This window comes from Massilia pseudoviolaceinigra (genome assembly GCF_030846505.1).
GTDB classification, from domain to species: domain Bacteria; phylum Pseudomonadota; class Gammaproteobacteria; order Burkholderiales; family Burkholderiaceae_D; genus Telluria_A; species Telluria_A violaceinigra.
Genome location: NZ_JAVCWL010000003.1, coordinates 127,034 through 151,040 on the forward strand (window position 1 = coordinate 127,034; position 24,007 = coordinate 151,040).

Here is a 24,007-nt window from a genome sequence, read left to right on the forward strand (position 1 = left end):
CAAGCGCAGGGGGAGGGCAGCCATCGGGAACAGCGCAATGGCACCCTCTCCGGTGCTTCCGGCGCCGCTTGGGCGTTGCAACATGAAAGGCCGCGCGAAGCGGCCTTTTTTTATTGCGGGGCACTTTTTCCCCGCCACTACTGGGCGCGGGGCGCCATGCGCGGCTGGAACTAGCCGTCTGGAAACTTATTTTTTATGCATCGAGAATGGGAAAAAGTGTTTTCTGCTGCAATGCAACAACGACCGCCGCGCACATCAGACAAATTGCGGGACAAACGTGCCTTTCCCACTATAATTATGGTTTTGATAAATCCCGGATGACTATGCCCCTGATCTACCTGGTCGCTGGTGCTCGACCTAACTTCATGAAAATCGCGCCGATCGTCCGTGCCCTGCAAAGCCAGGCCACGCTGACCTTCAAGATCATTCACACCGGCCAGCATTACGACCGCGAAATGAATGACGTTTTCTTTGAAGAGCTCGGCATCCCCCAACCCGACATCTTCATGGGCGCCGGCGGCGGCAGCCATGCCCAGCAAACGGCGAAGATCATGGTCGCCTTCGAGGAACTGTGCGTGGCCGAGCGTCCCGCCGCGGTGCTGGTGGTGGGCGACGTCAATTCGACGCTGGCCTGCTCGATTTCCGCCAAGAAGCTCAACATCCCCGTGGCCCACGTCGAAGCCGGCCTGCGCAGCGGCGACATGACCATGCCGGAAGAAATCAACCGCCTCGTCACCGACAGCATCACCGACTGGTTCTTCGTCACCGAACCGAGCGCCGTGAGCCACCTGCAGCGCGAAGGCAAGCCGGACTGCGCCATCCACTACGTGGGCCACGTGATGGTCGACAACGTGCTGTACCAGGCCGAGAAGCTCACCGCCACCGATACGTCCGATTACGAAACGAGCGCCTTCAAGACGGCCCGCAGCGCCAACGGCGGCCGTTACGGCGTGGTCACCTTGCACCGTCCGAGCAATGTCGACGATGCCGCCATGATGACCCGCATCGGCGGCGCCCTGAAAGAAATCGCCGCCGACCTGCCGCTGATCTTCCCGGTGCACCCGCGCACGCGCGCCAACCTGGCGTCGTTCGGCATCGATCTCGGTCCCAACGTGACCCTGGTCGGACCGCAGGCGTACATGGCTTTCCTGAACCTGTGGAAAGACGCGGCGGTCGTGCTGACCGACAGCGGCGGCCTGCAGGAAGAAACCACGGCCTTGGGCGTGCCCTGCATTACCATCCGCGACAATACCGAGCGCCCGGTCACCGTCGACGAAGGCTCGAATGTGCTGGTCGGCACCGATCCGGTGCGCATCGTGGCCGAAGCGCGCAAGGTCTTGAACGGCGAAGGCAAGCAGGGCCGCCGTCCGCATTTGTGGGATGGCAAGGCTGCCGAACGCATTGTCGCCATCCTCGCCACCGAACTGGCGGCCCTGGCCCGGGCGGCGGCCCACGAGGAGCCGGCGTGAGCGGCCGCATCACCATGATGGGTTGTCATATGGACAACCTCACGATGGATGAAACCTTGCAAAAAGTGGAAGGCTTCATCGCCACCGGCCAGCCGCACCAGCACGTGTGCGTCAACGTCGACAAACTGGTCAAGGCCGACCGCGATCCGGAACTGCGCCGCATCGTCAACGAATGCGCCCTGATCAGCGTCGATGGCATGCCGGTGGTGTGGGCCGCGCGTCTGTTGGGCAAGCCGCTCAAGGAGCGCGTCTCCGGGGTCGACCTGTACGAAGCGCTGATGAAGCACGCCGCCCTCAAGGGCTGGCGCGTGTACCTGCTCGGCGCGCGCGAGGAAGTCGTCTCCGAGGTCAAGCGTCTCTACGAGAAAAAATATCCTGGCCTGGTCATCGCCGGCTACCGCAACGGTTACTGGAAGCCGGAAGAAGAGCCGGGCATCGTCGACCAGATCGCCGAAGCCCGCGCCGACCTGCTGTTCGTGGCCATCAGTTCGCCGAAAAAAGAGCATTTCCTGGGCCAGTACCAGGCGCGCATGAAGATTCCCTTCGCCATGGGCGTGGGCGGCACCTTCGATGTGGCCGTCGGCCGCGTCAAGCGCGCCCCGCTGTGGATGCAGAAAAGCGGCCTTGAATGGTTCTACCGCTTCCTGCAGGAACCGCGCCGCATGTTCCGCCGCTATTTTATCGACGACATGGCCTTCATCCGCCTGTTTTTCAGGGAAGCCATCCGGCGCTAGCATCGCATCCGCTCCCGCGCCACACCCAGCATTGCACCTTCTACCCGCATCTTCACCTTTTATTCAAAGGCAGTTTTTATGAGCACAATTGGCGTCATTGGTCTCGGCTACGTCGGACTCCCCCTCGTAGTCGAGTTCGCGAAACTGGGCCCTACCATCGGCCTCGATATTTCGGTCTCCAAAGTCGAATCCTGCCGCCGCGGGGTCGACCCGTCGCGCGAACTGTCGGACGAGCAGATGGCTGCGGCCGTGCACGCCGAGTACACCAACGATCCGGCCCGCCTGGCCGACGCCGACCTGATCATCGTGGCCGTGCCGACCCCGGTCGACATCGCCCACAATCCCGATTTCGGCCCCCTGATCGGCGCCAGCCAGGTCGTCGGCAAGCACATGAAGAAGGGTGCCACCGTCATCTACGAGTCCACCGTGTATCCGGGCGCGACCGAGGAAGTGTGCATCCCCGTGCTCGAAAAAGCCTCGGGCCTGAAGTGGAAGGACGATTTCTTTGTCGGCTATTCGCCTGAGCGCATCAACCCGGGCGACAAGGAACACACGCTGACCACGATCCTGAAAGTGGTCGCCGGCGACACCCCGGAGACGCTGGAAAAGGTCGCGAAAATGTACGAATCGATCGTCAAGCCGGGCGTGCACCGCTGCTCGAGCATCAAGGCGGCCGAAGCGTGCAAGGTTATCGAAAACACCCAGCGCGACCTGAACATCGCGCTGATGAACGAGCTGGCCATCATCTTCGACAAGATCGGCATCGATACCTCCGAAGTGCTCAAGGCGGCCGGCACCAAGTGGAACTTCCTCAAGTTTTCCCCGGGCCTGGTGGGCGGCCACTGCATCGGCGTCGATCCGTACTACCTCACCCACAAGGCCGACATGCTGGGCTACCACCCGCAAGTCATCCTCGCGGGACGGCGCATCAACGACGGCATGGCCAAGTTCATCGCCGAACAGACCATCAAGAACATGATCGCCGCCGGCAGCTACATCAAGGGCGCCAAGGTCAACGTGCTGGGCCTGACGTTCAAGGAAAACTGCGCCGACCTGCGCAACTCCAAGGTGGCCGACGTCATCACCGAACTGAAAACCTACGGCGTCGAGGTGTTCGTGCACGACCCGTATGCCGATGCCGAGGAAGCGATGCACGAATACGGCGTCAAGCTGGTCAGCTGGGATGAACTGCCGCGCGCCGATGCGCTCGTGGCCGCCGTCTCGCACCGCCAGCTGATGGCCACCTCGATCGAGGACTTCCAGAAGAAGCTGATCAAGGGCGGCGTATTCATCGACGTCAAGGCGTGCTTCGACCATGTCGCCCTGGTCGAGGCCGGCATCAAGGTATGGCGCCTGTAAAGCGCGCCATGGCAAGGCCGCGCCAGGACGGTGCCGCCTTGCTGCTGATGCTGGCCGTGGCCGGCCTGGGCGCGGCGTCGCTGCTGATGTCCGGCATGGCGAAAACCGATATGCACGCCGGACCGGAGCGGCGCAGCGCGGCCGCGCTGGCCCAGGCGCGCGAAGCGCTGCTCGGCTTTGCGCTGGCCAATGGCCGCCTGCCGCGTCCGGCGCTGGAAAACAGCGGTGGCCGCGAGTTCGAGGGCCGCTGCGACAGCGAAGCGCGCTGCACCGGTTTGCTGCCCTGGGTTACCCTGGGGCTGGCGCCCGGCGACGGCTGGGGCAAGCTGCTGCGCTACAGCGTTTCACCCGTGATGAGCGCGGCGCCCATCCAGCCCACCGTGGCCTTCGGCACCAAGTCGGTGCTCACGCGCCGCGACGCTCGCCTGGCGTACCAGGTGGGCGCCGCCGAATGTTCGATGGCCACCCAGTGCGCCGCCGCCGTGGTGCTCTCGCACGGGCGCGAGCATGGCGGCATCAGCGTGCACGGCGTGCGCCAGCCGGACAGGTCAGGCACGAATGTGGATGAGCGCGTCAATGCCGGCGCCACCACCACGTTTGTCCAGCGCGCGCGCGAGCGCGACCCCAGCCTGGCCGGCGGCGAATTCGACGACCAGCTGGTGCTGGTTCCGGTCGGCATCCTGTTTAATCGCATGAGCCTTGCGCGCGCCTTGCCGCAGGGCGAGTAGGGCGGCCAGCTGGCCACCCCCCATCTCTTTCCGAAAGAGTCATACCCATGAAAATTCTCGTTACCGGCGGTCTGGGCTACATCGGCTCGCACACTTGCGTCGAACTGATCGCGGCCGGCCATGAGCCGATCGCCTTCGATAACCTGTCCAACAGCCAGCGCAGCGTGCTCGAGCGCGTCGCGCGCATCACCGGCCAGCCGCTCACCTTCATCGAAGGCGACATCCGCGACGCCGCCGCCCTCGACGCCGCGTTCAGCGCGCACCAGATCGGCGCCGTGATCCACTTCGCCGGCCTCAAAGCCGTGGGCGAATCGGTGTCGCAGCCGCTGCGCTACTACGACAACAACGTGGCCGGCTCACTGGCGCTGTTCGAGGCCATGCAGCGCCACGGCGTCACCTCGCTCGTGTTCAGCTCCTCGGCCACCGTCTACGGCGACCCGGTCTCGGTGCCGATCAGGGAGGACTTTGCGCTGTCGGCCACCAATCCCTACGGCCGCAGCAAGCTGATCATTGAAGACATGCTGCGCGATATCGCCAAGGCCGAGCCGGGCTGGCGCATCGCGCTGCTGCGCTACTTCAATCCGGTCGGCGCCCACGAAAGCGGGCTGATCGGCGAAGAACCGAACGGCATTCCGAACAACCTGCTGCCCTACATCGCCCAGGTGGCCGAGGGACGGCGCGAATTCCTGTCGGTCTACGGGGGCGATTATCCGACCCCGGACGGCACCGGCATGCGCGACTACATCCACGTGGTCGACCTTGCCATTGGACATGTCAAAACCTTAAGCAAGCTGGCGACAGGTCCCGGCATTGTTACGTACAATCTTGGCACCGGGCGCGGCAACAGTGTGCTGGAAATGGTGCGCGCATTCGAGCAGGCCAGCGGCAAGAACGTGCCCTACCAGATCGTTGCGCGCCGTCCCGGCGATATCGCCGCCTGCTACGCCGACGCCACCCTCGCCGAAACCGAGCTGGGCTGGAAAGCGGAGCGCGACGTGGCCCAGATGTGCGTCGATGCATGGCGCTGGCAATCCCTGCCCAAGTAAGGCTTGAACAGTAAACACTAAGGAAGAATTCCCATGAAAGCGATGATCCTGGCTGCTGGTAAAGGCACCCGTGTGCGTCCCCTGACCTATGATCTGCCCAAGCCGATGATCCCGATCCTGGGCAAACCCGTGATGGCTTACCTGGTCGAGCACCTGGCCAAGTACGGCGTGACCGAAATCATGGTCAACGTCAGCTATCTGCACGAAAAGATCGAAGAGTATTTCGGCGAAGGACACCAGTTCGGGGTCCAGATCGGCTACTCCTTCGAGGGGTACACCAACGATGAGGGCGACGTCGTGCCGCAGCCGATCGGCTCGGCCGGCGGCATGAAGAAGATCCAGGAATTCGGCGGCTTTTTCGACGACACCACGATCGTGCTGTGCGGCGACGCGCTGATCGACCTCGACCTGAAATCGGCCCTGTTCGAGCACCGGCGCAAGGGTGCGCTGGCCTCCGTCATCACCAAGGAAGTGCCATGGGATAAGGTGTCGAGCTACGGCGTGGTGGTCACCGACAAGGATGGCCGCATCACCGAATTCCAGGAAAAGCCGTCCGAGGCCGAAGCGAAGTCGAACTTCATCAGCACCGGCATCTATATTTTCGAGCCGCGCGTGATCGACATGATTCCCACCGGCGTGCCGTTCGACATTGGCTCGGAACTGTTCCCGCTGCTGGCCAAGGAAGGCTTGCCGTTCTACGCGCAGACGCGCGGCTTCAACTGGATCGATATCGGCAGCGTGTCCGACTACTGGCAGACCCTGCAAAACGTGCTGCTGGGCGAAGTCGCTCACATGGACGTGCCCGGCATCCAGGTCGAGGATGGCCTGTGGGTCGGCCTGAACACCCGCATCGAATGGGAAGGCACGACCATCGAGGGGCCCGTCTACATCGGCTCCGGCGCCTGCGTCGAGGCTGGCGCGACCATCATCGGCCCTAGCTGGATCGGCCATGGCAGCCACATCTGCGCCGGGGCGAAGGTGGTGCGCAGCGTGCTGTTCGAGTACACACGGGTCTTGCGCGATGTGACGTTAGATGAAATGATCGTGTTTAAGGATTACAGCGTGGACCGGGCCGGCGAAATGAAGCACGTCTCGGAGTACGCGTCCGACGAATGGGTCAATGCGCGCGACCGCCGCTTTACCCGGCGCACCGACGTGGCGCTGGAAGCGGCCAAATAAGCTGAAATAAGCTGGAAAAACAGACGCACATAAAAACAGTTGTACAAAAAATACCTGAAAGAGATGCGATGAAAATCTACCCAGTGATCCTGTCCGGTGGCGCGGGAACGCGCCTGTGGCCCTTGTCGCGCGCGGTCCTGCCCAAGCAGTTGCTGCCGCTGGTCACCGACAAAACCATGCTGCAAGATACCGTCCTGCGTGTGTCGGGCTGGCCCGAGCTGATGGCGCCATTGGTGGTGTGCGGCAACGAGCACCGCTTCCTGGTGGCCGAGCAGCTGCGCGAAATCGGCGTCACGCCGCTCGGCATCCTGCTCGAACCGGTGGGGCGCAATACGGCTCCCGCGGTGGCGGCCGCCGCCAACTACCTGCGCGCCATCGATCCGGACGCCGTCATGCTGGTGCTGCCGGCCGACCATGTGATCGACAAGAATGTGCCCTTCGCCCAGGCCGTGGCCCAGGCCGGCACCCTGGTGGCGGACGGCGCCCTGGCCACCTTCGGCATCGTGCCGCAGGCGCCGGAAACCGGCTACGGCTATATCCACCGCGGCGAGCGCGCCGGCGCTTGCGGCACGGCGTACCAGGTCGACCGTTTCGTCGAAAAGCCCGACCGCGCCACCGCCGAGCTGTTCGTGGCCGATGGCGGCTATTACTGGAACAGCGGCATGTTCCTGTTCCGCGCCGAAGGCTATCTGCGCGAGCTGGCCGAATTTGCGCCCGCCATTGCCGACGCGGCCGAAGCGGCCGTGCGGCTCGGCTACCGCGACCTCGACTTCTGCCGCCTGGATGAGGCGGCGTTTTCCAGCTGCCCGTCGGACTCCATCGATTACGCCGTGATGGAGCGCACCCGCCACGCGGTGGTGGTGCCGGCCGACATCGGCTGGAGCGATGTGGGCTCGTGGTCTGCGCTGTGGCAGGTGCAGCAGGGCGATGCCCAGGGCAATGTCCAGCGCGGCGATGTGTATCTCGACGGCGTCACCAATTCGCTGGTGCGCGCCGAAAGCCGCATCGTGGCCGTGATCGGCGTGAACGACCTGGTGGTGGTGGAAACTCCCGACGCGGTGCTGGTCGCGCACAAGGATCAGGTGCAGCGCGTCAAGCAGATCGTCGACCACCTCAAGTCCAAGGAACGCACCGAGCATTTGCACCATACCAAGGTGTACCGTCCCTGGGGTTACTACGAGGGCATCGATGCGGGCGACCGATTCCAGGTCAAGCGCATTACCGTCAAGCCGGGCGAGAAACTGTCGCTGCAGATGCACCATCACCGGGCCGAGCACTGGGTGGTGGTGAGCGGTACGGCGCGCGTGACCTGCGGCGAAAAAGTGAGCCTGTTGTCGGAAAATGAATCGACTTACATCCCGATCGGCATGAATCACCGTCTGGAAAACCCGGGCAAGGTGCCGCTGCACATTATTGAAGTGCAGTCGGGCAGCTACCTGGGCGAGGACGATATCGTCCGCTTCGAAGATATTTACCAGCGCGCGTAAGCGCGCAGCCGGACAGGGGAGGGGAGCTGCGGCTCCCTTTTTTCATATCCGAGATCACCGCCGCGCAGAGTGAATTGGTGGGTTGGCAAGTCAAATGCGGCAGTGCAACAAAACAGTTTTTGCATATCTAGCGCGTCAGTGAAGACGAAATGTTGCTATATACACTTTGTTACAACTTACCGCTTTTTCCGTGTCCTTAAATTGACGTTTCCGGAAAATTTTTTATGTTTCCTGTTGGATATGATCTCGCTTCGTGCCGCCATCCGCGCGCATCGTCGGATAAAGAAGATAAAAATAAGCAATTTGTGAAATTTTGAAATAAATTTCCACAGCAGAATTGTTTCCCCACGCATAGAATTCGGACCGTTATCCGATTTCATCTGATGTGAGGAAGTATGTTTTTTAACGTATTCAACCGGGCGCTGGTGTGCGCCGGGATCTTTGCACTGACCGCTTGCGGCGGTGGAGATCCGGCCGACGCCCCGATATCGACTGTTCACCAGAGTCCGCATTCGGTAGTGCAGCACCCATCCCCCATTTCCACCACGCCGGAGGCGCCGGCAGCGGCCGAAGGCGGCACCACCCGTATTGCGCCCGTGGCCAGCGTCGCCACCGCGGCCGAGCGCGAAGCCGAGCAATTGCGCATGGTGCCGTACGAGCAAGCGTTCGCGTTCGAAATCCAGCGCCGCGCGCAAGAGCGACCCGAACACCTGCGCGAACCGGCCGAGCCAGTGCGCGCGCCGGGGCAGGCACCGTGCGACCCCGCCGCCGCCCAGGCCCGGCCCGCCGAGTGTCTGCCGGCCCAGCCCGGCGCCCCCGCCGACGCTGCCGGCCAGGCGCTATAATCGTCGGCGCGCGGTCATCGCCGCGCCAAACCGACGAACGGCTGATTCCATGACCCTGCGTGCTGCCCTGATCGTGTCCGTTGCCCTGATGGGCGCCACCCGTTTGGCCGCGGCCCAAGCCACGCCTGCGCCTGCGCCTGCGGCGGCGGCCGCGCGCCTGCTGCCGCGCCAGCTGGCGCTGGTCGTCAACGATGCCGAACCGAACAGCGTCACGATTGCCGAGTATTACCGCAAGGCGCGCGCCATCCCGGCCGCCAACGTCATCCACGTGAACCTTCCCGGCAAGCCGCAGCGGCTCGATGCCGCGCGTTTCCGCGCGCTCAAGGAAAGCATCGACAGCCAGCTGCCGGCCGGCATCGAAGCCGTGCTGATGGTCTGGACCGCGCCGTACGCCGTGGAATGCAATGCCATCACGGCTGCCTACACCATGGGCTTCGACGCCGGCCAGTGCAGCAACACCTGCGCCGCCAGCCGTCCGAGCGCCTACTTCAATGCCACGTCAAGCCATCCGATGGCCGATTTCCGCATGCGCCTGTCGATGCTGCTACCGACCGAATCGGTGGCGCAGGCCAAGGCCCTGATCGACCGCGGCGTGGCCAGCGGCTTCCGGGTGCCGAACGCGACGGCGTACTACCTGGTGACCTCGCAGGCGGCGCGCAATTCGCGCGTCGAGCTGTTCCCGCGCGACGGCCACCTGGCCGCCAAAAAAATCCGTACCAAGACCTTGCGCGCCGACGCGCTCGACGGCGTCAAGGACATCATGGTCTACCAGACCGGCGTGGCGCGCGTCGACAAGCTCGACGGCCTGGGCTTTTTGCCCGGCGCGCTGGCCGACCATCTGACTTCCTTCGGCGGCGACCTGCTCGGCACCAGCCAGATGAGCAGCCTGCGCTGGCTGGAGGCGGGCGCCACGGCCAGCTACGGCAGCGTCAGCGAGCCCTGCAACCACTGGCAGAAGTTTCCCCATCCCACAGTGCTGCTCAAACATTACCTGAGCGGCAGCAGCGCCATCGAAGCCTACTGGCGCAGCGTGGCCTGGCCGACCCAGGGCTTGTTCATCGGCGAGCCGCTGGCCGCGCCGTACGGCCGCTAAGCGCCGGTCGGCCCCGGCACCCCTGTTCTTCCTGAAGTAACACCCAGCCGGCGTACACCCGTCGGCCGCCGTTGCGCTTGCGGCCGCGTCAGCAGATCGATCCGCCCGCGGTCTGCACGTCCTGTCAGGCACTTCGCCCAGTCGAAAAGACCGCTCTTCGTCATCATGTTGTCATTTGTCACAACTATGATGAAATTTACTATGGAAGAATACTTTTTGCTAACATAGAACTTCAACGTCTGTAGTCAACATGATAATGACGATTCCAATCTCCTCCTTCAGGAAGTTTCGATGAAAAAGCTCGTAGCAACCATGCACGTCCCCGGCCGGCTTACCGTGCTCGCCGCGTTGATGGCTGGTTTATCCGCTCCCGCCATGGCCGTCTCGCCCGATCTCGTGATCAGCCAGCTGTACGGTGCCGGTGGTAATGCAGGTACCACTTTCTTTACCCACGACTACATCGAAATCTTCAACCGCGGCAATGCCGCGGTCACCGCCGAAGGGTGGAGCGTCCAGTACGGCTCGGCCACCAGCACCGGTGCCTGGAGCGGCAAATCCACTTTGCCGACATTCACCGTCGAACCCGGCCAATATGTCCTGATCCAGCAGCAAAGCGGCGGGAGCGGCCAGCCATCGCTGCCAAACCCGCTGATCGCGCCGGCAAGTGGTTTCAATATGTCGGCATCGAACGGTAAAGTCGCCCTGGTGCGCGACAGCGTCACCCTCAGCGGCGCCACCCCGACGGGCGATAACATCGCCGATCTGGTCGGCTTTGGCACCGCCAACGGCGCCGAGGGCACCCGCGCGCCGGCCATGTCGGCGTCGCTTGCCTTATTCCGTGCCAAGGGCGGCTGCGGCGATACCGATGAGAACAGCATGGACTTCGCCACCGGCGCTCCGGCGCCGCGCACCAGCGCCTCGGCCCGCAATACCTGCGGCCCGACCGTTCCGCAAGCCAAGCCGATCGTCCCGGTCTGCCCGGCCGGCATGGCCATCGAACAGGGCAAGCCGGCCGCGGTGCTGCTGAGCGCTTCGGATGAAGACAGCATCGTCAATGGCGCCGTCATCGCCAGCGGCAGTGTTCCGGGCATCAGCCTGGGCAGCCTGACCGCCGCCACCGCCAATGGCGCCAGCGCCAGCGTCAACCTGCAGGCCAGCGCGGCCCTGGTGGCCGGCAGCTATCCGGTCGTCATCCGTTTCACCAATAATGCCGGCCAGGAAGCCACCTGCCCGGTCAACGTCAGCGTGTCGGGCGCGGCCACCATTCCCCAGGTCCAGGGCGCCGGTGCGGCCAGCCCGTTCGCCAATGTCAGCGTGAGTACCGAAGGCGTGGTCACCCACAAGGTGTCGAACGGTTACTTCATCCAGGATGCTAACGGCGATGGCGATCCGGCCACCTCGGACGGCCTGTTCGTCTTTACCGGCAGCGCACCGCTGGTCGCGGTGGGCGACCTGGTTCGCGTGAAAGGCACCATCATCGAATACAAGCCGACCGGCGCGGCGCGCACGTATACCGAAATGAAGGACGTAACGGGTACCAGCGTGCTCGGCACGGGCAATAGCGTTACCCCGGCAAACATTGTCTTCGAGCCCGGGATCGACCTGGCGCGTTACGAGGCGATGCTGGTCAATATCACCAATGCGCTGACCGTCAACCAGACCAGCTACCTGGGCGACCGCGGCGAGCTGACCCTGTCCGTGGGCCGCCGCGAAACCCCGACCAACCGCTATCGTCCGGGCACCCCGGAAGCGCTGGCGCTGGCCGCGGCCAATGCCGGCAACGAACTGGTGCTCGATGACAGCTGGTTCGTCACCCCGCCGGCGGCAACCCCGCCCTGCGCCGACGTGGTGGCCTGCTCCGGTATTCCTTACCTCGGCCAGGATGGCACGGTGCGCGCGGGCGACACGGTCGGTAATCTGCTGGGCGTGGTCGACTTCGGCGCCATCGGCGGCGGTGGCGCGGCCTTCAAGATCCAGCCGATCGCCGTGCCGTCGTTCACGCGCAGCAATCCGCGCCTGGCGGCGCCGGAACTTCCGGTTGGCAACATGAAGGTGGCCAGCGCCAACGTGCTCAACTTCTTCACCACCTTCCTCGACGGCGCCGATGCCTGGGGTCGCACGGGGCAGGGCTGCAAGGTCGGTTCGACCACGCGCGCGTCGAATTGCCGCGGGGCCGACAATATGGCCGAATTCGTGCGCCAGCGCGACAAGATCGTCAGCGAACTGAAGGCCATCGACGCCGACGTGGTGGGTTTGATGGAAATCCAGAACAACGACGACATCGCGGTCGACTACCTGGTCAAGCAGCTCAACGCGGCCATCGGGTTTGAAACCTACGCCTACGTGCCCAAGCCGGCCACCACCGGCACCGACGCGATCCGCGTGGCGATGATCTACAAGCCGGCCAAGGTGGCGCTGGCCGGCGGCGCGCTGTCCGACGGCGACGCCGTCAACAACCGTCCGCCGATGGCGCAAACCTTCAAGGCCGCCAACGGCGCCAAGTTCTCCGTGATCGTCAACCACCTGAAATCGAAGGCGGGCTGCGGTTCCGGCGCCAATGGCGACCTGGGCGATGGCCAGGGCTGCAACAACGGCAGCCGGGTGCTGCAGGCGACGCGCCTGGCCAACTACTTCATTCCGCACGTGATCGCCAGCGCGGGCGACCCGGACGTGCTGGTCATCGGCGACATGAATGCGCACGGGTTCGAAGATCCGATCCACCTGCTCAACCAGGCTGGCCTGGTCAACGAACTGGAGCGCTTCGTGCGTCCGACGGGCATTCCTTACTCCTACGTCTTCGACGGCGCAAGCGGCTACCTCGACCATGCACTGGCGAGCACCTCGCTCGACGCCCAGGTCGTCGGCGCCACCGAATGGCACACCAATGCGGATGAACCGACCGTGATCGATTACAACACCGACGCCAAGAGCGCCGCCGCCCAGGCCCTGTTCAAGAACGATGCCTTCCGCTCGTCGGACCATGATCCGGTGGTAGTGGCCCTGAACCTTGCTCCGACCTATGCCAATGTCACCGGCGCGTTCCGCGAACAGCGCTCCGGCCTGAGCGTGGACCGCCTGGCCAACAAGTTTACCGCCACCGTCACCCTGACCAATACCTCGGGCGCGGCCATCACCGGCCCGGTGCACCTGGTGCTGACCGGCCTGACGGACGGCGTCACCCTGGAGAATAAGTCTGGTGTTGTCGGAAATGAACCTTATGTGAGTGTTAACAATGCTACAATTCAAGCCGGGGAAAAAATCACACTGAAAGTTGTCTTCAGCAACCCGGCACGACGAGGCATTGGTTTCGTTAGTAAAATTTTAAGTGGTTCACTCTAAGGGAGCAACATGTTCAATTTTAAGACTTTCGTAAAACAAGCTTTACTCGCGGCCACCCTTGCTTTCGGCATCGGTAACGCGACGGCAGGGCCGACGTACCATGTCGATATCGATACCACCATTTACTCCGGTGCCGGTTCGATTGATTTTTGGATGTCCAGCTTCAATGGCGCCAGCGGTGCCATCGCCACGGTGAGCAATTTCACCGGTAATCTGGGCGCGGAAACTTTCCGTTTCGGCAGCGTTGCCGGTGCATTGCCTGCCTCGGCCAGCTTCGACAACAGCGAGTCCTTCAGCTCGGTAACGCATAATGTGACCCTGGGCAGCAAGTTCGGTTTCGACGTGAACTTCAGCGGCGACTTCCTGACCGTGCCGGGCTTTGCATCGACCTTCAGCGTTGCGATGTACGATGCGCTCGGCGACTACCTGGTGCAGCCGAACTTCCTGATCGAGTTCAGCCTCAATCCGCCGACGATCGACGACGCTGCCAGCGTGAGCTACACGGCTGCCCGCAACGTGCGCGTGTCGGTGCCTGAGCCGTCCGACATGCTGCTCGTGATGACCGGCCTGGGCCTGGTCGCTTTCGTGCGCCGCCGCGCCGCGAAAGCACCGCGCTAAGCTGTTCCGCGGCGGGCCTTTGTGGCCCGCCAGCATGAATCGCACATTTGTCCGGCAAGGGCACATGTGCTTTTTTTTTGCCCACGCCGCATGGCCGTAATCGATCCGTAAGCACGCCAAAAAACCTTGCTCAGAAGCATGCCAAATATCGCAGCGCCCGCTATGAAAGAATAGTTGTCGCAACCGATGGCGGCATGGTAGCCTTGCACGCCAAATTCAGCATTGAGGAGCCGAAAGGATGTTTGCAGCAACGAAAATCACCAGCGCCCGACGTGATCGCCACGCCGGCTTTACCCTGCTTGAATTGCTCGTCGTTATCGTCATCATCGGCTTGCTCGCGGCCTACGTGGGGCCGAAGTACTTCGCTCAGCTCGGCAAGTCGGAAGTGACCGTTGCCAAGGCCCAGATCGAAGCGTTCGAAAAGTCGCTCGACACTTACCGTCTCGACGTCGGCCGCTATCCGACCACCGAAGAAGGCATGGCCGCGCTGCTGGCCGCGCCCGCCACCGCCGGCGTCAAATGGAATGGTCCTTACCTGAAAAAGGCCGTGCCGCAAGATCCATGGGGCCGCCCGTACCAGTACCGCGCGCCAGGGAGCAAGGGCGAGTATGAAATCGTCTCGACTGGCAAGGATGGCCAGCCCGGCGGCACCGGCGAAAACGCCGACATCACGTCCCAATAACTTCCTGACCCATCCCCCCGCAAAGGCCTCATGCAGTTTGCTGTCCGTACCCTCGCGCCTGACCTGAGCATTAGCAGCCAGGTGGTCGACGCCCAGGATGAGGCCGATGCCCGCCGCCAGTGCGAAGCCCGCGGGCTGTTCGTCAGCGCGGTCGAACCGGTGCGCGCGGCCGGCCTGCGCCGCAGCCGGGGCGCCAGCCTGTCGCTGGTGCTGTTCAGCCAGGAATTGCTGGCCCTGCTGACAGCGGGCCTGGGCATCGTCGAAGCGCTCGAAGCCCTGCTCGAAAAAGAAACCAATCTGTCCACCCGCAGCGTGCTGGAACGCCTGCTCGGGGGCTTGCGCGAAGGCAAGCGCTTTTCCAGCGTGCTGGCCGACCAGCCCGACCTGTTTTCGCCGCTCTACATCGGTATCGTGCGCGCCGCCGAAGGCACCAGCGATTTGCCGCGCTCGCTGGCGCGCTACATCGATTACCAGCAGCGCATCGACGTGGTGCGCAGCAAGATCGTCAGCGCCGCCATCTATCCGGTGATCCTGCTGGCAGTCGGCGGCGGCGTGAGCATGTTCCTGATTACCTACGTGGTGCCGCGCTTTGCCGAGGTCTACCAGGGCGCAGGCCGCAACCTGCCGTGGATGTCGCAGATGCTGCTCGGCTGGGGCCAGTTCGCCAGCGGCCACACCAGCCTGCTCTTGGGCGGCGCCGCCGTGCTGGCCTGCGCGCTGGTGCTGCTGTGGCGCCACCTGACCCGCAACGGCGGCCTGACCCGCCTGATCACGCGTTTGCCCGGCATCGGCGAGCGCGTGCGCATCTATGAGCTGTCGCGCCTGTATCTGACGCTCGGCATGCTCAGCGAAGGCGGCATCACCATCGTCAACGCCATCGATACCGTGCAGGCGATGGTGTCGACCTCGATGCGCGCGTCCCTCGCCGCAGCGCGCACCAGCATCGAATCGGGCCTGCCGCTGTCGAGTGCGTTCGAGGCGAACAGCCTGACCACCCCGATTTCGCTGCGCATGCTGCGCGTGGGCGAGCGTACCGGCGACATGGGGCCGATGCTGACCCAGTCGGCCGCGTTCTACGACGGCGAAATCAGCCGCTGGATCGACCGCTTCACGCGTACCTTTGAACCCCTGCTGATGGCCGCCATCGGGCTGGTTGTCGGCGCCATTGTGGTGCTGCTGTATATGCCGATTTTCGATCTGGCCGGAGACATGTCTTGAGTACTTCTGCCGTCATGCTCGATCCAGCCCTGCTGGCGCGCGCCCGCGCCCAGAGCCTGCAGTCGCAGCGTCCGCTGGTGGCCGAACTGGAAGCGGTCAGCGGGCTCGATGCGCGCCAGATCGTCCAGGCCCTGGCCGAACCGTTCGGCCTGACGGTGATGGAAACGGCCGAGATGCTCAGCTGCGCCACCGCCTTCGACCTGCTGCCGCTGGCCCAGGCCCTGGCGCGCCACTGCGTGCTGCTGCGCGCGCCCGGCGGCCAGGTCACCGGTGTGATCGCCGACCCGTTCGACGTCGACCTGCAAACCTGGCTCACCACCTGCGCGCGCGCCACCCCGGGCGCGCCGCTGCACCTGCGCCTGGCGCTGCAATCGGATATCCAGGCTTACCTGTCCAAGCAGGAGGAGTCCGCGCGCGCGGTCGATACCCTGGTGGCCAACGTGGGCGACGCCCGGCGCGACGGCAAGACCGCCGCCGTGCTGTCGTTCGCCTCGGTCTCGGAAGCGGCCAGTCCCGCCGTCAAGCTGGTCAACTCGACCCTGTACGACGCGCTCAAGGCCGGCGCCTCCGACATCCATCTGGAGAGCACCGCCAGCGGCCTGGCCGTCAAGTACCGGGTCGACGGCGTGCTCGATCACGCCACCTCGGTCAACGGCATCGAAGTGGCGGAGCACATCATCTCGCGCCTGAAGGTGCTGGCCGAACTCGATATCGCCGAGCGCCGCGTGCCGCAGGACGGCAGCTTCCGGGTCGAATCGGGCGGGCGCGAGATCGACTTGCGCGTCTCCATCATGCCCAGCATTCACGGCGAGGACGCGGTCATCCGGATTCTCGACAAGCGCGCCATGATCGAAGCCTACGGCGCGCTCACGCTCGAAGCGCTCGGTTTTGATGCGCCGTCGCTGGTGTCCTTGCGCATGCTGGCGCAGGAAGCCTACGGCATGCTGCTGGTGACCGGGCCGACCGGCTCGGGCAAGACCACCACCCTGTACGCGGCCCTGACCGAAATTCACAACGGGCGCGAAAAGATCATCACCATCGAAGACCCGGTCGAATACCAGCTGCCCGGCATTCTGCAAATCCCGGTCAACGAAAAGAAGGGCCTGACCTTCGCCAAGGGCTTGCGCTCGATCCTGCGCCACGATCCCGACAAGATCATGGTCGGCGAAATCCGTGACCGCGAAACCGCCGAAATCGCGGTGCAGTCGGCCCTCACAGGCCACCTGGTGCTCACCACCGTCCACGCCAACAACGTGTTCGACGTGTTCGGACGCTTTACCCACATGGGCATCGACCCCTACGCCTTCGTGTCGGCGCTCAACGGCATCTGGGCCCAGCGCCTGGTGCGCATGAATTGCCCGCATTGCGCCGAGCAGTTCACCCCGAGCGACGCCGACCTCGACGCGGTCAACCTGGAACGCAAGGACGTGCAAGACTACCTTTTCATGCAGGGCAAGGGCTGCGGCGACTGCCGCGGCACCGGCTACAAGGGACGGCGCTCGATCGCCGAAATCCTTACCCTGAACGACGAAATCCGCGAACTGATCGTCGACAAGCGCCCGATCCGCCAGATCAAGGCCGCGGCCCACGCCAACGGCACCCGCAGCCTGCGCCTGGCCGCGCTCGACCTGGTCAAGCGCGGCGCCACCACGCTTGGCGAGATCAAACGGGTGACCCTGCATGCGTAGACGTTTCGGACAATCGCTGCGGGTCGGCGTCGCGCCCGGCGCGCTCGCTCTCCTCAAGACCAGCCGCTGGGGGGGCGCTGCGCCCGAACTGGTGGGCGAACTCGCTTTCGAAGGCGGCAGCCACCCCGAGGCGATCGGCGTGGCCCTGCGCCAGCTGCTGCAAGGTGGCGGCTGCGCCAACTGGCCCGTGAGCATCGTGCTGGCCGATGAACTGGTACGCATCTGGCAGGTCGCGCCGCCCGCGGGCAGCGCGCGCCTGGCCGACCTGGAAGCGGCCGCCGCGCTGCGCTTCCAGACCCTGTTCGGCGAACCGACCGGCGCCTGGAAGCTGTCCGCCGGCTGGGATCCGGCGCAACCGTTCCTGGCCGCCGCGCTGCCGCGCAACCTGCTGGCGCTGATCGAACAGGTGTGCGCCGCCCAGCGCGCGCCCATCGTCGAACTGGTGCCGCAATTCGTCGCCGGCTTCAACCAGTGGCGCGCCGCCCTCAAGGCTGGCGCCTGGTATGGCCTGGTGCAGCAGCGCGTGCTCACCCTGGGCATGATCGATGGCGGCGCAATCCGCGCCGTGCGCGCCACCGCGCTGCCCGAAGGCGCCGATCTGGACTGGCTGGCCGCGCACGTGGCGCGCGAAGCGCTGCGCCTGAACCTGGCCGCGCCGGCGCGCGTGGCGGTGTCCGGCCATGCGCCGGCCGCCTGGAGCAAGGGCGCCACCCACGCGCCGTTAGCCTGCCATCTGTTGGGGCAAGGGCAGGGCGCCGGCTGGTCCGACTGCGCGCGCCTGGCCGCCACCGGGAGCCGTCCATGAAGCCGGTGCGCATCGATTTTGCTCCGCCAAGCCTGCAGCGCACCCTGTACCGTGCCGGTCCCGCCACCTGGATCGTCGCCGTGCTCGCGCTGGCGCTGTGCGCCACCTCGGCCACCCTGGGCTGGCGCCTGATGGCGCAGCAGCGTGCCCAGGCCGCCGAGCTCAATGCCGCGCAACTGCGCGCACGCGTTCCGGTGGTGGTGGCGCCGGTCGCCCTCGGACCGCGCATTTCGGAAGCGCAGGCCGCCGGCGTGAACGCCGCCGTGCTGCAACTGAACCTGCCGTGGCGCGCCTTGTACGACGCCATTGGCGCCGCCACGCCGGCCACCATCGGCATGCTGGCGCTGGAACCGGATGCGCGCAAGCGCACCATGAAAATCACCGCCGAAGCGAAAAGCAGCGACGCCATGATCGAATACGTCGAGCTGCTCAAGCGCGAGGAACTGTTTTCCGGAGTAACCCTGATCCGTCACGAAATCAACGAGCAAGACCCGGCCAAGCCGATCCGCTTCCAGCTCGAAGCCGAATGGGTGGCCCCATGAACGCACCCGCCTTTTCCGCGCTGCTGCTGCGCGCGCGCCTGGCCGTGGTGGCGCGCGGGCCGCTGTTGTGCGGCGCCTGCGTGCTGCTCGTCGCTGCCGCAGCCGCAGTCGCGTGGCTGCTGCCCCAGGCCGCGCTGCAATCGAAGAACCACGCTGTCGCCCTGGGGCTGGCGCGCATGCCGGCGCCGGTCGACAAGCCGGCTCCGGTGATCGCCAATGAAAACCTGGCCCTGTTCTACGCCACCCTGGGCGAGAAGCGCTACGCCGAGCAGCAGGTCAAGACCCTGTTCGGGATCGCCGCCAAGAGCGGCCTGTCGCTCTCGCAGGGCGACTACAAGGGCGGTTTTGACCGCAATGCGCGCCTGCATACCTATCAGGTGACCTTGCCGGTCAAGGGCAGCTACAACGCCATCTGGAAGTTCACCATGCTGTCGCTGCGCGCGATTCCCTTTGCCTCGCTCGACGAAATCAGCTTCAAGCGCGACAGCATCGGCGAGCCGGCGCTGGAAGCGCGCGTGCGCATGACCTTCTATCTGGCCGACCAGCCGGGAGCGGCGCAATGACGCCGCGCCACCTCGCGATGGGCGCGGCCGTGCTGCTTGCCGCCGGCCTGCTGGTCTTTGGCGACAACAGCCCCGATTCCGGCGTGACCGAAGCGGTCGAACGCAGCGCGCCCAAGGCGTCCGGCCCCCGCGCGAATGCGGTCGTCACCGCCGTGCCGTCCGAACCGGCCATCCTGCGCCTGGTCGCGCGCGACACGCTGATCGGCGACGATGACGACGCCTTCGGCGCCAACACCGTGTTCGGCAGCCAGAATCTGAATCCGCCGCCGCCCCCGCCGCCGGTCGACAACACGCCGCCGCCGCCACCGCCGCCGCCAAGCGCTCCGCCGCTGCCGTTTGTCTACATCGGCAAGGCGGTCGGCGAGGGCGCGTGGGAAGTGTTCCTCGCGCGCGGCGACAAGACGTATATCGTACGTAACAAGATGGTGATCGACGGCATCTACCGGGTGGACGCTATCGCGCCGCCCACGCTGACCCTCACCTATCTGCCTTTGAACCAGGTTCAACAGCTCAACATTGGAGTCTTCGACTGATGGCTAGCCACCGGATTGGCACACGCTGCCTGTATTTGCCACTTTGGAGCCGTCTTGTGCGCGGCGCGGCCTTGCCGCTCATGGCGCTGGCGCTGGCCGGCTGCGCCGGGCAGGCCGCTTACCTCGAGGGTAACTCGCTGATCGAGAAGGACCAGGTCGAGGCGAGCCTGCTCAAGTACCGCCAGGCGATCGACGCCCAGCCCGAAAACCCGGTCTACCGCGCCGCCTACCTGCGCGCGCGCGACCGCGCCGCCACGCGCCTGCTCGACCAGGCCGATCGCGCCCTGGCGGGCGGCAAGGCCGCGCTCGCGCTGCAGGATTTCCAGCGCGTGCTGGCGTTCGAGCCGTCCAACGAGCGCGCCCGTGCCGGCCTGCGCCTGATCGAGATGGACGAGCGCCATACCAAGGTGATGGAAGAGGCCAGCGCCGCCTTCGAGCGCAAGGAATACGAAGTGGCGCGCGCGCGCGCCGCCGCGATCCTGATCGAGCGGCCGCAGTACGAGCCGGCGCGCCAGCTGCTGCTGCAGGTAACCGAGAAGACCGCCGCGCCGGTGGCCGAAACGGGCCTGGCCGCCGCCTACAAGACGCCGATCAGCATCGAATTCCGCGACGCCCCGCTCAAGCAGGTGCTCGACGTGATCGCGCGCCGCTCGAACCTGAACTTCATCTTCGACAAGGACGTCAAGACCGACCAGAAGACCTCGATCTTCCTGAAGAACAGCACGGTCGAAGCGGCCATCTACTACCTGATGGTGTCGAACCAGATGGATTACCAGGTCATGGACGGCAATACCCTGCTGGTGTACCAGAACGTCGCCTCCAAGCTCAAGGAATACCAGGAGATGACGGTCAAGACCTTCTTCCTGGCCAACGCCGAAGCGAAGGTGGTCGCCAACACGCTCAAGACCATCCTCAAGTCGCGCGACGTGGTCATCGACGAAAAGCTCAACCTCGTGATCGTGCGCGACAACCCGGAAGCGATCAAGCTGGCCGCCAAGCTGGTGGCGCTGCAGGACGTGGCCGAGCCGGAAGTGATGCTGGAAGTGGAGATTTTGGAGATCAAGCGCAGCCGCCTGCTGGAACTGGGCGTTTCCTGGCCCACCTCGGTGACCCTGGCGCCGCTGGTCAACAGCAACGGCGGGCAGCTCACCCTCGATACGGTGCGCGGCCTGGGACGCGCCGATATCGGCCTGTCGTCGCTGTCGACCACCGTCACCGCCAAGAAGACCGATGGCGACTCGAACACCCTGGCCAATCCGCGCATCCGCGTGCGCAACAAGGAAAAGGCCAAGATCGTCATTGGCGAGAAAATCCCGAACATCACCACCACCTTGGGGGCGGGCGGCGTGGGCGGCGGCTTGTCGCAGGAATCGATCACCTATCTCGATGTGGGCCTGACCCTGAACGTGGAACCGACCATCTACCTGAATAACGAAATCGGCATCCGCGTGGGCCTGACCGTCAGCTCCCTGGGCGAAGCGATCACCACCGCCTCGGGCAACATCGCCTACCGCATCGGCAACCGCGAAGCGACCACCATGCTGCAGTTGAAGGATGGCGAAAACCAGGTGCTGGCGGGCCTGATCAACAACGAAGACCGCAGCAACGGCAGCAAGATCCCCGGCCTGGGCAACCTGCCGATCGTGGGCCGCCTGTTCGGCCGCACGATCGACGGTGCCGATCGCAGCGAGATCGTGTTGTCGATCACGCCGCACCTGATCCGCAATCTCCAGCGTCCGCCCGCCAGCGCTTCCGAGTTCAGCGCCGGCACCGAGACCAGCTTCCGGCGCCGTCCCGACAGCGCGGCGCGTGCGCCGGTGGTGATGCCGCCGTCGCCGGGCGCCCGCGCAGCGGTCCCGGTTCCAGCTCCGGTTCCCGCCCCGGCCCCGGTCCCGGCCGTACCCGAGGCGCCTGGCGCCGCCGTGACCCCGATCCCGGTCCCGGAAACCACGCCCGTGCCGCAGCAATGATGGCGCAAGGGCAGGGCCGCGGCTTCACGCTGATCGAATTGCTGGTGACACTGGCGATTCTGGCCCTGCTCGGCACCCTGGTGGTGCCGGTGACGCAAGTGACCATGCAACGCCAGCAGGAGCAGGAACTGCGCCGCTCGCTGCGCGAAATCCGTCACGGCATCGACGCCTACAAGCGTGCCTACGACGAAGGGCGCATCGCGCGCTCCCTCAACAGCAACGGCTATCCCAAGTCGCTCGAACAGCTGGTCGAAGGCGCGCCCGACATGCGCAGCCCCAAGCGCGCCAAGATCTTTTTCCTGCGCCGCGTGCCGCGCGATCCCTTCAATCCCAACAGCGACTTGAGCGGGGCCCAGACCTGGGGCAAGCGCAGCTACGCCAGCGAGGCCACCGACCCGCGCGAAGGCGAGGACGTCTACGATGTGTATTCGACTTCGGACCGGGTTGGCCTCAATGATGTGCCGTACCGCAAATGGTGAACAAGATGCAAGCAAAACCTGGCCGCACAGCGCGCGGCTTCACCCTGATCGAACTGCTGGTGGTGCTGGGCATCATCGCCTTGCTGCTGACCTTGGCAGTGCCGCGCTTTTTTCCCAGCATCGACAGCACCAAGGACACCATTTTGGCCGACAACCTGCGCAATGTACGCGCCGTGATCGACCAGTTTTACGCCGACACCGGGCGCTATCCCGATTCGCTGGAACAGCTGGTCGAGAAAAAATACCTGCGCTCGATTCCGGTCGACCCGGTGGCCGACAGCAGCACCAGCTGGATTCTGGTGCCGCCCGAAGACACCACCAAGGGCAACCTGTACAGCATCAAGAGTGGGGCGCCCGGCAATGACCGCAACGGCAAACCGTATAGCGACTGGTAAGGCGCCGCCGCGCAGGACGCGCGCCGGCGGCTTTACCTACCTGGGGCTGATCATCCTGGTCACCGTGATCGGGCTGGTCGGCGCGGCCAGCCTCAAGGTTGGCTCGCTCATGCAGCGCGCCGCCGCCGAGGAAGAGCTGCTCGATATCGGCGCCGCCTTCAGCGACGCGCTGCGCAGTTACGCCGCCGCGACTCCGCAGGGGCAGCCGCAGCAGCCGCCTTCCTTGCAGGAATTGCTCAAGGACCCGCGCTTTCCCAACCCGCGCCGCCACCTGCGCAAGATTTTCGTCGACCCGATCACCGGCAAGGCCGAGTGGGGCATCATGTATATCAGCGACAAGCAGGGCGTGCTCGGCGTCTACAGCCTGTCGGATGCGCCGCCGCTCAAGATCGGCAATTTCGATGCGCGCTTTCTGAACATGGAAAACAAGAGCAAGCTGTCGGATTGGAAGTTCACGTTGTCGTCCCAGACCTTGCTGCCGCCGCAGGAGCCGCCCGCCGCTCCCGGGCAGAATCAGGCGCCGCCCCTGTTTCCGCCGGCCGCGCCGCCGCCGGAAGGGGCCATGAAGCCGCCCGAGGAGCCGGCCGCGGCCACGCCGCCGCCTGCCGAAGCGCCGGAGCCGGACGCGGTTACGCCGCCGCCTGAGCCACCGGCCGGTGAGGCAAAACCGGAGGAACCGCCAGCCGGGGACGATCCTGCGGGCCGGAGCACGCAGGATCAGAATCAGAATCAGGATCAGAACCAGGACAAGGAGAAGGCCGAGGCCGAGGAAGAGGAGCGGCGGCGCGACGAACGCCAGCGCGACGAGGGCCGCCGCAACGAGCCTCGGCGCGAGAGGTAGTTCAGCGTTCAGGGGATAATTCAATTGATGCGCGTGCAAAAAATGAAAAAACGATGGGTATCCCTTCTTTCCCCGCTCGCCGCTGTTCTTCTCCTGTTTAGCCTGATTTCTTGCGGCAAGGTGTACATTGACGAAGCGGAACGATTTATCAGGGCAGATGCATCAGTCCAGTCGAAAGTCGGTGAGGTCACCTCGTTAACGCGTACCAGGACCATCGTTGTGGGCGCAGCGATCAGTACCGAGAATAAGGTATCCCCGGGTTATCACGTCTATGAATTCATCGTCCGCGGTGCGCGCCGCAAGGCATTTCTCAGTGTTCAAGTGAACAATCCTCACGACCCGTCGAAGCGCAGTTTTGCGATTGAGTCGATTGAGGACTTGTAGCGTCGAATGC

The 24,007-nt window shown here is 64.7% G+C and carries 23 protein-coding genes; all 23 read left to right on the top strand.

The genetic code is table 11. From position 1 onward, the window contains the following. Positions 1-323: 323 nt before the first annotated feature. The 23 genes from wecB (at position 324) to RBA40_RS04260 (ending at position 23,997) form a co-directional block, all read left to right on the top strand. The gene (gene wecB / locus RBA40_RS04150; protein WP_306646423.1) at positions 324-1,469 is read left to right on the top strand and encodes a non-hydrolyzing UDP-N-acetylglucosamine 2-epimerase; all 1,146 of its coding nucleotides are present in this window, start codon (positions 324-326) and stop codon (positions 1,467-1,469) included. Beyond that, positions 1,466-2,203 (top strand): WecB/TagA/CpsF family glycosyltransferase, encoded by a 738-nt coding sequence (locus RBA40_RS04155; RefSeq protein ID WP_306646213.1) that lies wholly within the window; start codon positions 1,466-1,468, stop codon positions 2,201-2,203. Before wecB ends, RBA40_RS04155 begins: the two co-directional genes overlap by 4 nt. 78 nt (positions 2,204-2,281) lie before the next feature. After that, positions 2,282-3,562 (top strand): nucleotide sugar dehydrogenase, encoded by a 1,281-nt coding sequence (locus RBA40_RS04160; protein WP_306646215.1) that lies wholly within the window; start codon positions 2,282-2,284, stop codon positions 3,560-3,562. A gap of 8 nt (positions 3,563-3,570) precedes the next feature. Continuing rightward, a complete protein-coding gene (locus tag RBA40_RS04165; RefSeq protein ID WP_306646217.1) occupies positions 3,571-4,290 on the top strand; it encodes a hypothetical protein in 720 nt (239 codons plus the stop codon). A 47-nt stretch (positions 4,291-4,337) separates the two neighbouring features. Next, positions 4,338-5,336: a UDP-glucose 4-epimerase GalE gene (gene galE / locus RBA40_RS04170; RefSeq protein ID WP_306646218.1), complete on the top strand. Its 999-nt coding sequence runs from the start codon at positions 4,338-4,340 to the stop codon at positions 5,334-5,336. A gap of 33 nt (positions 5,337-5,369) precedes the next feature. Further along, on the top strand, positions 5,370-6,515 hold the full coding sequence (locus tag RBA40_RS04175) for a nucleotidyltransferase family protein (protein WP_306625610.1): 1,146 nt from the start codon (positions 5,370-5,372) through the stop codon (positions 6,513-6,515). Between the two features lie 68 nt (positions 6,516-6,583). Then, the gene (locus RBA40_RS04180; RefSeq protein ID WP_306646220.1) at positions 6,584-8,002 is read left to right on the top strand and encodes a mannose-1-phosphate guanylyltransferase/mannose-6-phosphate isomerase; all 1,419 of its coding nucleotides are present in this window, start codon (positions 6,584-6,586) and stop codon (positions 8,000-8,002) included. Positions 8,003-8,397: 395 nt separating this feature from the next. Further along, complete coding sequence (locus RBA40_RS04185) at positions 8,398-8,847, top strand: hypothetical protein (protein WP_306646222.1); 450 nt, start codon at positions 8,398-8,400, stop codon at positions 8,845-8,847. Between the two features lie 49 nt (positions 8,848-8,896). After that, positions 8,897-9,940 carry a TIGR03790 family protein gene (locus RBA40_RS04190; protein ID WP_306646223.1) on the top strand — a complete coding sequence of 348 codons (1,044 nt, stop codon included), beginning with the start codon at positions 8,897-8,899 and terminating at the stop codon, positions 9,938-9,940. 291 nt (positions 9,941-10,231) lie between these two features. Further along, positions 10,232-13,279 (top strand): ExeM/NucH family extracellular endonuclease, encoded by a 3,048-nt coding sequence (locus tag RBA40_RS04195; protein WP_306646224.1) that lies wholly within the window; start codon positions 10,232-10,234, stop codon positions 13,277-13,279. Positions 13,280-13,288: 9 nt separating this feature from the next. After that, positions 13,289-13,897 carry an NF038129 family PEP-CTERM protein gene (locus RBA40_RS04200; RefSeq protein WP_306646226.1) on the top strand — a complete coding sequence of 203 codons (609 nt, stop codon included), beginning with the start codon at positions 13,289-13,291 and terminating at the stop codon, positions 13,895-13,897. Positions 13,898-14,135: 238 nt separating this feature from the next. After that, the gene (gene gspG, locus RBA40_RS04205) at positions 14,136-14,579 is read left to right on the top strand and encodes a type II secretion system major pseudopilin GspG (protein ID WP_099881572.1); all 444 of its coding nucleotides are present in this window, start codon (positions 14,136-14,138) and stop codon (positions 14,577-14,579) included. Positions 14,580-14,609: 30 nt separating this feature from the next. Then, a complete protein-coding gene (locus RBA40_RS04210; protein WP_306646228.1) occupies positions 14,610-15,797 on the top strand; it encodes a type II secretion system F family protein in 1,188 nt (395 codons plus the stop codon). Positions 15,798-15,811: 14 nt separating this feature from the next. Then, complete coding sequence (locus RBA40_RS04215) at positions 15,812-17,485, top strand: GspE/PulE family protein (protein WP_306646425.1); 1,674 nt, start codon at positions 15,812-15,814, stop codon at positions 17,483-17,485. Beyond that, positions 17,478-18,290, top strand: a complete 813-nt coding sequence (locus RBA40_RS04220) for a hypothetical protein (RefSeq protein WP_306646230.1) — start codon at positions 17,478-17,480, stop codon at positions 18,288-18,290. Before RBA40_RS04215 ends, RBA40_RS04220 begins: the two co-directional genes overlap by 8 nt. Next, positions 18,287-18,832, top strand: a complete 546-nt coding sequence (locus RBA40_RS04225; RefSeq protein ID WP_306646232.1) for a hypothetical protein — start codon at positions 18,287-18,289, stop codon at positions 18,830-18,832. The genes RBA40_RS04220 and RBA40_RS04225 overlap by 4 nt, the downstream gene beginning before the upstream one ends. Next, complete coding sequence (locus tag RBA40_RS04230; protein ID WP_306646234.1) at positions 18,829-19,395, top strand: hypothetical protein; 567 nt, start codon at positions 18,829-18,831, stop codon at positions 19,393-19,395. Before RBA40_RS04225 ends, RBA40_RS04230 begins: the two co-directional genes overlap by 4 nt. Next, positions 19,392-19,928 carry a hypothetical protein gene (locus tag RBA40_RS04235; protein ID WP_306646236.1) on the top strand — a complete coding sequence of 179 codons (537 nt, stop codon included), beginning with the start codon at positions 19,392-19,394 and terminating at the stop codon, positions 19,926-19,928. Before RBA40_RS04230 ends, RBA40_RS04235 begins: the two co-directional genes overlap by 4 nt. Positions 19,929-19,984: 56 nt before the next feature. Further along, positions 19,985-21,898, top strand: a complete 1,914-nt coding sequence (locus RBA40_RS04240) for a secretin GspD/PilQ domain-containing protein (RefSeq protein ID WP_306646238.1) — start codon at positions 19,985-19,987, stop codon at positions 21,896-21,898. After that, a complete protein-coding gene (locus RBA40_RS04245) occupies positions 21,895-22,377 on the top strand; it encodes a type II secretion system protein (protein ID WP_306625592.1) in 483 nt (160 codons plus the stop codon). The genes RBA40_RS04240 and RBA40_RS04245 overlap by 4 nt, the downstream gene beginning before the upstream one ends. A gap of 5 nt (positions 22,378-22,382) precedes the next feature. Beyond that, complete coding sequence (locus RBA40_RS04250) at positions 22,383-22,772, top strand: type II secretion system protein (protein WP_229413738.1); 390 nt, start codon at positions 22,383-22,385, stop codon at positions 22,770-22,772. Continuing rightward, positions 22,738-23,613 carry a type II secretion system protein gene (locus RBA40_RS04255; protein WP_306646240.1) on the top strand — a complete coding sequence of 292 codons (876 nt, stop codon included), beginning with the start codon at positions 22,738-22,740 and terminating at the stop codon, positions 23,611-23,613. Before RBA40_RS04250 ends, RBA40_RS04255 begins: the two co-directional genes overlap by 35 nt. A 24-nt stretch (positions 23,614-23,637) precedes the next feature. Continuing rightward, entirely contained in the window at positions 23,638-23,997 is a 360-nt protein-coding gene (locus tag RBA40_RS04260; protein ID WP_306646241.1) for a hypothetical protein, read from the top strand. Positions 23,998-24,007: the final 10 nt, after the last annotated feature.